The sequence below is a fragment of the Pseudomonas sp. Ors-4-3C genome, from assembly GCF_055755035.1.
This window is the reverse complement of record NZ_CM146900.1, coordinates 2,539,567-2,551,164: the sequence shown is the minus strand read 5'-3', so window position 1 is coordinate 2,551,164 and position 11,598 is coordinate 2,539,567. Positions and strand designations below refer to the sequence as shown.

Annotated in this window: 16 protein-coding genes; all 16 read left to right on the top strand. The window is 60.9% G+C overall.

The features are described from left to right. Nucleotides 1–47: 47 nt before the first annotated feature. Nucleotides 48–386: an MFS transporter gene (locus ACVHNU_RS11260; RefSeq protein ID WP_150616615.1), complete on the top strand. Its 339-nt coding sequence runs from the start codon at nt 48–50 to the stop codon at nt 384–386. After that, nucleotides 383–745 carry a hypothetical protein gene (locus ACVHNU_RS11255; protein WP_130927929.1) on the top strand — a complete coding sequence of 121 codons (363 nt, stop codon included), beginning with the start codon at nt 383–385 and terminating at the stop codon, nt 743–745. Before ACVHNU_RS11260 ends, ACVHNU_RS11255 begins: the two co-directional genes overlap by 4 nt. Next, entirely contained in the window at nt 742–1,242 is a 501-nt protein-coding gene (locus tag ACVHNU_RS11250; RefSeq protein ID WP_473019737.1) for a DUF2514 family protein, read from the top strand. Before ACVHNU_RS11255 ends, ACVHNU_RS11250 begins: the two co-directional genes overlap by 4 nt. A 302-nt stretch (nt 1,243–1,544) precedes the next feature. Continuing rightward, on the top strand, nt 1,545–2,168 hold the full coding sequence (locus tag ACVHNU_RS11245; RefSeq protein ID WP_122602499.1) for a putative metallopeptidase: 624 nt from the start codon (nt 1,545–1,547) through the stop codon (nt 2,166–2,168). Nucleotides 2,169–2,198: 30 nt separating this feature from the next. Then, the gene (locus ACVHNU_RS11240) at nt 2,199–2,675 is read left to right on the top strand and encodes a DUF2280 domain-containing protein (RefSeq protein ID WP_056785392.1); all 477 of its coding nucleotides are present in this window, start codon (nt 2,199–2,201) and stop codon (nt 2,673–2,675) included. After that, complete coding sequence (locus ACVHNU_RS11235) at nt 2,650–3,963, top strand: phage terminase large subunit family protein (protein ID WP_339100223.1); 1,314 nt, start codon at nt 2,650–2,652, stop codon at nt 3,961–3,963. The genes ACVHNU_RS11240 and ACVHNU_RS11235 overlap by 26 nt, the downstream gene beginning before the upstream one ends. Next, entirely contained in the window at nt 3,960–5,759 is a 1,800-nt protein-coding gene (locus tag ACVHNU_RS11230) for an anti-CBASS protein Acb1 family protein (RefSeq protein WP_473019736.1), read from the top strand. The genes ACVHNU_RS11235 and ACVHNU_RS11230 overlap by 4 nt, the downstream gene beginning before the upstream one ends. Then, complete coding sequence (locus tag ACVHNU_RS11225) at nt 5,756–6,883, top strand: DUF2213 domain-containing protein (RefSeq protein WP_473019735.1); 1,128 nt, start codon at nt 5,756–5,758, stop codon at nt 6,881–6,883. Before ACVHNU_RS11230 ends, ACVHNU_RS11225 begins: the two co-directional genes overlap by 4 nt. A gap of 9 nt (nt 6,884–6,892) precedes the next feature. Next, the gene (locus ACVHNU_RS11220; protein WP_473019734.1) at nt 6,893–7,372 is read left to right on the top strand and encodes a structural cement protein Gp24; all 480 of its coding nucleotides are present in this window, start codon (nt 6,893–6,895) and stop codon (nt 7,370–7,372) included. Nucleotide 7,373: 1 nt separating this feature from the next. After that, a complete protein-coding gene (locus tag ACVHNU_RS11215) occupies nt 7,374–8,333 on the top strand; it encodes a major capsid family protein (RefSeq protein ID WP_122602503.1) in 960 nt (319 codons plus the stop codon). A 10-nt stretch (nt 8,334–8,343) separates the two neighbouring features. Next, entirely contained in the window at nt 8,344–8,739 is a 396-nt protein-coding gene (locus ACVHNU_RS11210) for a hypothetical protein (protein WP_473019733.1), read from the top strand. Nucleotides 8,740–8,789: 50 nt separating this feature from the next. Further along, complete coding sequence (locus tag ACVHNU_RS11205; RefSeq protein ID WP_473019732.1) at nt 8,790–9,311, top strand: DnaT-like ssDNA-binding protein; 522 nt, start codon at nt 8,790–8,792, stop codon at nt 9,309–9,311. Next, nucleotides 9,308–10,348: a structural protein gene (locus ACVHNU_RS11200; RefSeq protein ID WP_473019731.1), complete on the top strand. Its 1,041-nt coding sequence runs from the start codon at nt 9,308–9,310 to the stop codon at nt 10,346–10,348. Before ACVHNU_RS11205 ends, ACVHNU_RS11200 begins: the two co-directional genes overlap by 4 nt. Next, nucleotides 10,348–10,734 (top strand): hypothetical protein, encoded by a 387-nt coding sequence (locus ACVHNU_RS11195; protein WP_473019730.1) that lies wholly within the window; start codon nt 10,348–10,350, stop codon nt 10,732–10,734. The genes ACVHNU_RS11200 and ACVHNU_RS11195 overlap by 1 nt, the downstream gene beginning before the upstream one ends. 11 nt (nt 10,735–10,745) lie before the next feature. Continuing rightward, entirely contained in the window at nt 10,746–11,171 is a 426-nt protein-coding gene (locus ACVHNU_RS11190; RefSeq protein ID WP_329517251.1) for an HK97 gp10 family phage protein, read from the top strand. Further along, complete coding sequence (locus tag ACVHNU_RS11185; RefSeq protein WP_473019729.1) at nt 11,168–11,584, top strand: phage tail terminator-like protein; 417 nt, start codon at nt 11,168–11,170, stop codon at nt 11,582–11,584. Before ACVHNU_RS11190 ends, ACVHNU_RS11185 begins: the two co-directional genes overlap by 4 nt. Nucleotides 11,585–11,598: the final 14 nt, after the last annotated feature.

Sequence of the window (11,598 nt, the reverse complement as noted above, 5' to 3'; positions counted from 1 at the left end):
GTGCAGCGGACGCCGACCTATTCACATGCACCCACGGAGTCGAGCGCATGGAGTTATTGCAGCGCCTGCTCGACAGGTTCGACAGGCTTGAATTGCTGATCGCAGGACTGATCGGTGCTGTCGTCGCGAGCTGGTGGCATAAAGACGACCTGACAGACTGGCGTGCATGGCTGTTCTTCCTGACCACAGGGCTGGCTTGCGCCGTGTACCTCACTGGCATGGTGACCGCATACCTCGGAGTGACAGAGCCGAATATAGTGGTTGGTGTGGGCTTCTTGCTCGGCACCTTCGGCGGGTCACTGCTGGCAGCCATCAACCGAGCCATCAAAGCCGCTGACCTCTGGGCGCTTATTCGCCAGCGGTTCGGGGGAGGCAATCCACCATGAGTCTTGAACTAATCAACTCCATCGCATGCGGCTTGATTGCCTTCTGGGCGACCTGGTGTGTTCTCAGTGGCCGAGTGCGGGACGGCGTCATTGGCAAGCTGATCTACTCGGCTGTGGCCATTAGCGGGTTCGTCGTGATGACGCGTAGCCAGAACATCTTCTTCGGTCCAACCACCGCAGGCCTGACGTTGCATATGTCGCTTGCGCTGGCCGGGCTACGCCACATCTTCATGGTCATCTGGTGGCTGAGGGTGAAAGCTTGGCTGTGCCGCACCATGAACTGCGAACACTGCATGGGCTGCGACCGCCCGATCGTGACAGGTAAATCTGGAGAGGCTCCAGATAGGAAGCGCCCTTGAGCGGACTCATTCGGCTGATACCAATCTGGCTGTGGGTTGTTCTCGCCGCTGCAGGCTCAATCTGTTATCTCGCGATCCGCCTGGATAGCGTAAAGGACGATCGAGCAGCAATCACCGCCCAGCTCGATACCGCCACCGCCCGCGTGGACTCTCTCACCAACACGCTCCGCATTCAGCGCGAGATCACCAATGACATCAACCGAGTCTCCGATGATGCGAAAGCCAAGACTGAGCATGTGTCGGCTGCCGTTGTTGTTGCTGATGACCGGGCTCGCAGCCTGCAGCAACAAATCACCGATCTCCTCGCCAAGCGAAAGTCTTGTGCTGCCGAGGTTGCCAGCGGAAGCCAGGCAAGAGCCGACCTTGCCGTTCTGCTCGCCGACCTGCGTAGAAGCGCTGACGAAGAGGCGGGAAGACTGGCAGAAGCGCTTGATCGAAGTCGAATAGCTGGCTTTGCGTGTGAGGCTGCATACGCCGCCGCACAGAAGAGCAAGTAGGTCGCGACACGTGTCGTGAGAGTGCAAATTGTGTCGCGACACTGGTCAGGAGCCAATGCCTCTCTTGTATTGAACATGAAGCTGCTTGAGCGCTCCCTGATATTCGGAAGCAGTGAGCTTGGACTTAAGCCTGACCATGACGTCCTGAGCGGTTGAGCTTACCGTCTCGGTGTTCCTCCCGGTTCGCTCCGCCCATTCTGATGCGGCCTTCACCACAGCTGTTTCATCAATGCGATGGCTCACTTACGGATTTCCCTGGTTGAGTGCAACTGATCTTAGTTGAGTGGGCGGATGGATATGAAATGAATCGACCAATGCCGCCTGAATCACTACTCAACCTGTCTGAGCTGTCCAGCTTCGGTATTCGCCTGATACCCGCGCCTGAGGTGTGGGAATGGCTCCAATCCGAGATTCTCGCCGACACCGGCAGCGTCCACAACGAAGACCACGCCCATCTGATCGATGCGGACGTGAGAGTGATGTGGGCGTCTGCCGCCTTCACGAAGAAGGGGCGCACGGTGGTAGGCCAGGCCGAACAGGTAGCGTTCCGCGCTGGTGGGTGGCAGAAGGCTCGCATGGAACAGCAGATGCTGGATTGGTTCGGCGACGTGCCGGCCTACATCATCACCTTGGCTGCCGACTACTGCGCTCAATGCTCGGACGCTGACTTCTGCGCACTGGTCGAGCATGAGCTGTACCACATCGCTCAGGCGACCGATCAGTACGGCGCACCCAAGTTCACCCAGGAAGGATTGCCCAAGCTTGAGATGCGCGGACACGACGTTGAAGAGTTCGTCGGTGTTGTGCGTCGGTATGGGGCAAGCCCTCAAGTGCAAGAGCTGGTGGACGCTGCAAACAATCCTGCCGAGGTGGGGAAATTGAACATATCGAGGGCCTGCGGAACCTGTCTGCTCAAGTCGGCCTGACTTTGACAGTACTTTGACGGATGCCCACTTATGGCCGCACTCAGAGACGAGGTGAAAGCCTTTGTCGTACAGGCTCTCGCCTGCTTTGACACGCCATCTCAAGTGGTGGCGTCCGTCAAAGAAAGATTTGGGCTCGAAGTTACCCGCCAACAGTGCGAGGCATACGACCCAACCAAGTACGTTGGACGCAACCTGCACGTGAAGTGGCAGACGCTGTTCAACGACACCCGCAAGAGGTTCCGCGAAGAGACGGCGGAGATCCCGATCGCCAACCGAGCGTATCGACTTCGCACCTTGGGACGCATGGCCGAGAAGGCCGAGAACATGAAGAACATGGCGCTGACCGCCCAGTTGCTGGAGCAGGCAGCCAAAGAAGTGGGCGACGTTTACGTGAATCGTCGCCTCGAACCTGAAAAACCTCTGGGCTCCCAAGCGGACCAGCAGCACGCGGTTGCTGAGTACACCCTGGAGCCTGATGAGAATGTCCCCGCTACCCCGTACCTATGACCCGCCGGTAAAACTGACTCCCAAACAGGCAAACATTTACTGCTGGGGCTTCCAGCCTCAGGCGCGCTTTCGCGATGCGGTGTGTGGTCGGCGGTTCGGCAAGACATTCCTCGGCAAGGCTGAGATGCGCCGAGCTGCTCGACTGGCTGCTGAGTGGGGCGTGAGCGTCGAGGACGAGATCTGGTACGGCGCGCCGACGTTTAAGCAGGCCAAGCGCGTGTTCTGGCGACGGCTGAAGCAGGCGATCCCCGAAGCCTGGCGTGCACACCGCCCGAACGAGACGGAATGCTCGATCACGCTCAAGTCTGGCCACGTCATGCGCGTGGTTGGGCTCGACAACTACGACAATCTGCGCGGCTCCGGTCTGTTCTTCGTCCTGGTGGATGAATGGGCGGACTGCCCATGGGAAGCATGGGAAGAAGTCCTCCGCCCGATGCTTTCGACCTGCCAATACTCGATACCGGGCATCGGCATGCGGAAAGGTGGTCACGCGTTACGCATCGGGACGCCCAAAGGGTTCAATCACTGCTACGACACGTTTCAGGATGGCCGGCCCGGTAACGAGCCTGATCACAAGAGCTGGCTCTACACCTCAGTGGATGGGGGCAACGTCCCTCCGGAAGAGATCGAAGCGGCACGCCGCAAGATGGACCCGCGCACATTCCGCCAGGAATACGAGGCGAGCTTCGAGAACTATCAAGGCGTCGTTTACTACACCTTCAACCGAGACGAGTGCCGCACCACCGAGAGGATCAAGCCCGGTGAAGCACTGCACATCGGCATCGACTTCAACGTCATGAAGATGTCGGCGGTCGTCAATGTGGTCCGTAACGGCCTGCCTCTGGCGCTCGACGAATTCCATACGGTGCGCGACACGCCCGAGATGATCGAGAAGATCAAGGCACGGTTCCCCGGGCACAGCATCGCGGTGTATCCCGATGCCAGCGGCCAGAACACCAGCAGCAAAAACGCGAGCGAGTCCGATCTGTCGCTGCTTCGCACAGCAGGCTTTGCCGTGTACGTCGATTCGACGAACCCGGGCGTGAAAGACCGCGTGAACGCAGTCAACGCCATGTTCCTGAACGCCTACGGCGAGCGCCGCTACAAGGTCAACATTGACCAGTGTCCGAAGCTGACTCAGTGCCTTGAACGGCAGGTTTACGACAAGAAAGGCGACCCTGACAAGAAAGGCGGGTTCGACCACATGGTGGATGCGATGGGCTACATGATCGCCCAGCGGTACGGCCTCGCAAACTCCTACACACTCGCAAACGTGAGCGGCCAATGAGCGCATTCACTTATCTGAAAGACAGCCTGCAGAACCTGGTCGCAGGACTGGGTACTGCGCGCGACAAGGCATCGCACTCGCACTACGCGCTTCCGGTGATGGACGATCAGCAACTGCTGAACGCCTTTCGTGGATCGTGGACCGCGCAGAAGGGCGTGAGCATCCCGGCCGTTGATGCGTGCCGCAACTGGCGCAACTGGCAGGCCGACAAGGCTCAAATCGAGCTGATCGAAGCCGAAGAGGATCGCCTGAACGTCAAGGGCAAGATTCTGGAGGCCCTATTGAAGGCCCGGCTGTTCGGTGGGGCTGCGGTGTTCATCGGCACCGGTGAGCGTGACACGGCATCTGAGCTGAAGCCGGATCGAGTCGGGAAAGGTGGCATCAAGTACCTGACGGTGATGACCCGCCGCCAACTCAGCGCCACGGAGATCGAGCAGGACCCGCAAAGCCCGCGCTTCGGCAAGCCAAAGGCGTACCGGTTGCCCGGCTCGACGGTGGAGATTCACCCGTCCCGACTGGTGATATTCGTCGGCGTGCCGCATCCAGACTCTGAGCTTGCCGTAGGCACTGGCTTCGGCTGGGGCGACTCGGTGCTGCTGTCGGCTATGCCGGCGGTGCGTCACTACGACGAGACGGTCGCCAACGTGGTCAGCCTGGTCTACGAGGCCAAGATCGACGTCATCAACATCCCGAACCTGATGTCGAGCATGCAGGACAAGAACTACGAGCGCCTGCTGCTGGAGCGCTTGCGTCTTGCTGCTACTGCCAAAGGCATCAACGGCACACTGATTCTCGACGGGCAAGAGACGCACAGTTCCAAGTCGGCCAGTTTCGGCAACCTGCCGGAGGTGATCGCCAAGACAGAGCAGGGCGTCGCCGGCGCGTTCGACATCCCCGGCACCCGCATGTTCGGTCAGTCCTCGACGGGGCTGGGCGCGAACGGTGAAGAGAACACCCGCAACTACTACGACAACGTCGCTTCACGCCAGAAGCTGGAGATCAAGCCAGCCATGAGCGTGCTGGATGAGGGCTTGATTCGCTCAGCGCTCGGCATTCGGCCGAAAGAGGTGCACTACACCTGGGCGCCACTCTGGCAGGCCACAGCGAAAGAGCGGGCCGATATCGGCAAGACCACGGCGGACACCATCAAGGCGCTGAAAGACTCCGGCCTGTTCCCGGAGGATGCGCTTTCGACCGCCGCAGTGAACCTGCTGGTCGAGCTGAGCGTAATGCCGGGTCTGGAAGCAGCGATCGAGAAGTTCGGCCGCGAGCTGCCCGATGACGACGATGACGACGCCGATCTGCCGGGCACCGCTGCGGATCAGCCGGTGGCGAAGAAAGCGATCACTGACGCCGCGCCTCGCTCCCTGTATGTGTCCCGCAAGGTCATCAATGGCACCGAGATCATCGCGTGGGCCAAGTCACAGGGCTTTGAATCCACCGTCCCTGCTATTGACCTGCACGTCACCGTTGCCTACAGCCGCAATCCAGTCGATTGGATGAAGGTCGGCGAGTCGTGGTCGGGCGATGGCAAGGGCCAGCTCAAGATTGCACCAGGTGGCGCACGGCTGATCGACAAGTTCGGCGAAGGCGCGGTGGTGCTGCTGTTCAACAGCTCCGAACTGGCTTGGCGGCACGTCTCCATCGTTGAGGCTGGCGCCTCTTGGGACTGGCCGGACTATCAGCCCCACATCACCTTCACCTACGAACCCGGCAGCGTCGATATCGACAAGGTCGAGCCATACCGTGGCGCGATTGAGCTGGGTCCTGAGATCTTCGAGGAGCTCGCCCCATGATCTTCACCGACTCCGTGCCAGTCACGGGAGTGCGGCGCACCGAGGACGGCTATCTGGTGGCCGAGGCAAGGGTAGCGCGCACCGGTATTCAGGATTATCTGGGTACCGAGATCGACCCGGACAACGAACATGGCCTGCGGGATAAGCCAATCGTTCGTGTGTACCGGCCGGAAAGCGCGGTATTCCACGCTGACGCCATGCACTCGTACGCATACCGGCCAATGACCAACGGCCACCCAGGCGGCGACGGCGTCACTTCAAAGAACTGGAAAGACGTCGCGATCGGCCAAACCGGTGGCGAGGTTGTCCGCGACGGGCAGTTCGTCAAGGTGCCGCTGGTGCTGATGGACGCCAAGGCGATCGAGGACTACGAGTCCGGCAAGCGCGAGCTGTCCATGGGCTACGGCGCCGAGGTCGTGTTTCAAGATGGCGTTTCCCCCGAGGGCGAGCAGTACGACTGCTTCCTCGGCCCTATGAAAATGAATCACCTCAGCCTTGAGCATCGCGCTCGGGGTGGCGAGCACCTTCGCATCGGTGACCATAAACCACACACCCCCCAAGGAGGCCATGACATGGCTGATTCACTGCGTACGGTCATCGTTGATGGCCTGTCCGTCCAGACGACCGACCAAGGCGCCCAGGCGATCGACAAGCTGACCAAGCAGCTGGCCGATGCCGGGGTAAATATCAAATCCCTGACCGACGCGCATACCGCTGCGCTGGCGCTGAAGGATGGCGAGCTGGCGAAGAAAGACGCTGAGATCGACGCCCTCAAGGCCAAGCAGCTCAGCGATGCCGATATCGACAAGCGCGTCACCGCCCGCGCTGACCTGATCAGCAAGGCTAAGGCGATCGCTGACGCTGACTACACCGGCAAGACCGACGCTGACATCCGCAAGGCTGTCGTGGTCGCCAAGCTGGGTGATGCGGCCGTGGCCGGCAAGGCTGATGCGTACATCGACGCCCGCTTCGAGATCCTGGTCGAGGACGCTGCCAAGAACCCGGCCAATGACCCGTTCCGGCAGCACATGATCCATCAGGACAGTAAGCCCGGCGAAAACCCGGCCGAAGTCGCCCGCGCGAAGATGCTGGCCGACTTCAACTCCACTCAGCCCGCCAAGTAAGGAGCCATCATGGCCGCTTATCAAACGACTTACCCTGATCGTCCAGCCAAGGGCCTGCACGGCGCCTCGGCGAACGAAGAGATCAAGAACGACATCAGCCGCACCATCGAAAACGCTGCCGGTGTTCGCTTCGGCGAGCCAGTCCAGCGCGGCGCCGGCGACCACGGCGTTGTTCCATTCGCAGCCGGCGGCAAGTTCGTTGGCATCGCCAAGCTGACCCCGGCTGTCCCTGCCGTGAAAGCAGGCTCGACCCTGATCGACGGCTACCCGCAGTATTTCACCGCGTCCATTCGTGAGCGCGGCCAGATGTACGTGACGGTCAGCACGCCCGTGGTCGATGGCGATCCGGTCTACTACGTGACCGCCACCAATACCTACACCAACGCTGCCGGCACCGGCATTGTTGGCCCGATCCCGAGCGCGTTCTTCGACACCACTGGTGCCGCCGGCGACATCGTAGAAATCTCCCTCAAGAACCGGAGCGCATAACATGCGACAAGCATTCGCAGACGCTCAAGCAGCGTTGCCATTCGTTGTAGCCCAGGGCCGCAACATCGAAACCGCAATCTATGAAGCTCGCTACCCGGAATACAGCTATCGCGACCTGATGCCTGTCGTCACCGAAGGCAACCAGTGGGCGATCGGCACTCAGTTCTACAGCATGCAACTCGCGGGCGAGGCCAAGTTCCTGTCCGGCGCCGCCAATGACATGCCGTTCAACAACGTTTCGTGGGGCGAAGGCTCGCACGACTACGCGATGATCGGCTCCGGCTGGGAGTGGAATCTGGAAGAGGTCAATCAGGCCGCTCTGTATGGCCGCAACCTGAACGACCTGAAAGCCATGTCGGCAAGTCGCTCGACCGAGCGCCTGCTCTACGACATCGCCACCACCGGCAGCACCGAGAAAAACTGGCGTGGCTTTGTCAACCAGTCCAACGTGCAGACCATCACCGCTGCGGCCACAGGCACGGGCAGTTCCACGCTCTTCGTCGACAAGACACCGCAACAGGTTCTGAACGACCTCAACACCTTGCTCAAGGTGGTGCCGCAGGCGTCGAACAACGTAGAGCTGGCCGATACTCTGGCCTTGCCTCTCGAAGTGATGGACTACATCTCGACCGTCTTCGTCGGTACCGAAGCGAACAGTCCGACCATCCTGGAGCGCTTCCGCACTTCCAACGTGTACACCGCGCGCACCGGTCGCCCGCTGACCATCCTGACGGCTGACTCGCTGTCGACCGCAGGCGCTGGTGGCGGTGGTCGTATCGCCGCGTACCGTCGCGCTCTGGACGTGATCCGCTTCCACCTGCCAATGCCTCGCATGGTGCTGCCGGTTCATCAGAAGACCATCATGGGCTTCGAGACCGGCATCATCGCGCGTACCGGCGGTGTTGAAGTACGCCTGCCAGGCGCCATGGCGTACATGGACGGCGTTTCCGAGCCTGCATAAGGGGGTTGTCATGAAAGTGAAAGTCACTAACAGCGGCACCTGCCCGCGCGGCCTCTGGTCCATGGGCGCGATCAAGATGATCGGCATCGGTGCAAGCCGGGAGCTTACCCTGACAGAGGCAGAGCTCGAGCAGGCCAAGAAAATCGATGTCCTCAGTTTCGAGGCTGTCGAGGCTCCGTCCGGCGACGAAAAGGCCGAACTGCTCGCCAAGCTGAAGGCGCTGGGGATTGATGCTGCTGGTAATAGCAAAGTCGAAACCCTGCGCAAGAAGCTGGAAGAGGCCGAGGCTGCTGCCGCTGCCGAAAAGCAGAAGGTCATCGACGATCTGAAGGCGCTGAACGTTGAGTTCGATGCCGAAGCAAATCTGGAAGCCCTGCAGGCCGCACTCGCTGCCGCCAAGGCGTAACACCCCGCAAAACCGGAGCGCATGACGCTCCACCTATTCGAGATATCCCGATGCCAGACTTTTACGGAACCGTCGCAGCCGCCGACGCCTATCACGCTGCGCGCGCGAATGCCGCGTGGACTGGCGATGACGTGGCGAAGCAGGCCGCGCTGATCCGGGCATCGGTCTACATCGACGGCCGCTATCGGAAGCTGCTGGCTTCTGGGGTGTGGCAGTCATTGTTTCCCGGCGTGAAGACCGAGGGCAGGGGGCAAGCCAGGGAATGGCCGCGCACCGGTGCTGAGGATTACGAGGGGCATGCAATCCCATCCGATCAAGTGCCGGTTGAGGTTGAGCAGGCAACGTACGAAGCCGCACTGCGTGAGCTGGTCGAGCCTGGCAGCCTGAGTCCTGACTTCGTGGCCGCGTCCACGGTGAAACGCCAGAAGGTCGGCCCGATCGAGGAGGAATTCTCGGTTGCGGCAGGCGCAGATGGGGCGGAGTCGGTCAGGCCGGTGATCAGCATCATCGACGAGATGATCGCTCCTGTGCTGGTAGCTCGCTACACGCTGCCTGCGGTGTTCGTGGTATGACCCCGGCGCAGATCATCCAGGCCATCGAGGGAATGGAGCCTGCGATGCAGAAGGCCTACCTGGACCAGATCAAGCTGGTGGTAGGCGCGGCAAAGGTGGCTGAAGTTGAGCGGCTGATAGCCGAAGAGGACGAAAACGGGCTGGCAGCGCTGCTGAGCCTGGGCGCGCTGGCGGCTTTCCTCGAGCTGGCTCGAAATGTGTACCTAGCAGGCGCCAAGTTCGAGATCAAGGCGATCGCAATCCCCAAGGATCTGGGGCGATTTGAATTCGACGTCCGCAAGCCTGAGCCAGAGCAGTGGCTGGTGGAAAAAGCCGCCGAGATTCGACGCGACGCTGACGTGAATGTGCGCGAGGCCATTCGGGCCGTTATCGGCTCGCGCAGCCGCGCTGTAGCTACGCCGTCGCTGCAGGTCGAAGTAGGCGCCACGCCGATGACCCGCAGCCCACGGCAGGCTGCGCTCGATTTACTTGGACGAGTAAGCGCGCAAACAGGATCCCGCTCAGGCGGTGTGATTGGCCTACCCGGGAACTACGCGCAATACGTCATCAATGCCCGCCGGCAGTTGCTGAGCGGAAACCCAGACGAGATGCGCAGCTATTTGCAGCGCAAGCGCCGGGATCGCCGCTTCGATGGCATCGTGAATCGCGCCATCAGTGCGGGCAAGCCCGTTGCCCAGGCTGACGTCGACAAGATCGCCGGTCGGTATGCTGATCGGCTGATGAAGACCTACGCCGAGATGCTTTCCAAGGCTGAGGCGCTGGAATCCTTCGGCGCCGGTCGGGATCAGGTTTACGAGCAGTTGATTGCTCAGGGGCTTGATCGCGATTCAGTGACCAAGACATGGCGCGATCGGGCCGACAAGAAGGTCCGGCACACGCATTCGGTCATGGGCGGGCAGGAAGTGCAGAAGGATCAGCCTTTTCAAAGCCCGAACGGCGCGCTGCTTCGTTACCCGGGCGATTCTGCGCTGGGTGCTGGGTGGAGTGAGCGCGCCAACTGTCGGTGCTCAGCGATCTACAGAATAAGGCGGAAGTGATGGCAGATATTTATGACCGCGCCAAGGCCACGGCGACCCGCATGCTCGCGCCGCGCAGCAAGGGTGGAAAAGGGCTCGAGTTGGTCTTGCGCCGCGAGATCGTCGGCGAATATGACCCAGATGCGCCGCCTGCACCCAGCGAGCTGGTCGTGAACGGCTCAGGCTTCCGCGAGGAGTACGACAACCAGTACATCGATGGGACGCTGATCGTTCGCGGTGACGTGAGGCTGCTGGTGTCGCCGGTTCAATTGACTGGCGAAGACATGCCGGCACCGCAGAGCAACGACAAGATCACATTCGACGGCACCGTGTACACGGTGATAGCCGTTGCTCCGTGGAACTTCGCCGGTCTGGCGGTCGGCTTCGAACTGCAGGTGCGCAAGTAATGGCGAATCACATGACCAGCCGCTACGGCGGCCAGCAGGGAAGTTTTGCTGAAAGCCTGGCGCAATTCGCCGAGCAGGCGAAAGACGCAATCGACGAGGTGTTTCGCGAAGTCGTTATCGAACTTGGAACCTCTGTCATTCGCCTCTCGCCCGTCGACACAGGCCGATTCAAAGGCAACTGGCACCTCTCGATCGACAACATCGAGAGCGTAACCTTCGAAGAGGTCGATCCGACCGGCCAGGATGCGATCGCCTCACTGATTGCTTCTGCCAGCGACCTTACGGCGGGGCAGGCGGCGTACATCCTGAATAACCTGCCGTATGCGATTCCACTCGAATATGGGCACTCTGCCAAGGCCCCGGCCGGCATGGTGCAGATAACGCTGGCTCGCTTCCAGCAGATCGTCGAAGAAGCCATCAGGAACAACCAGGTATGAGCCACAACATCATTGCTGCGGCCTTCGAGTCGCGCCTGCTGACTTGGGCCAAGGCTCGCGCCAAGCCGATCAAGGTTGTGGTCGAGAACGAAACTTACACGCCAGCGACGGGCGAGACGTACCTGCGCGCTTTCACGCTACCAGCGGTCACGGCCAGCAATACGCTGAACGGCGATCACCGGGTCTACGCCGGTGTGTTCCAGATCAACATCGTGACGGCCTCCGGCAAGTACCGAACCGAGGCAAGCGGCATCGTTGATGAACTGGCCGCGCTGTTCCCGCTGAACCTGCGTATTCCCCGCGCCGGGCTTGTCGCGCTGGTGATGACGCCGGTGGCGCCCGGGCCCGGGATACCAGACGGCAACACCTTCACGGTATCGGCCTCGTTCCAATACCGATCCGACACCAACTAATTCGCCCGTTGGGC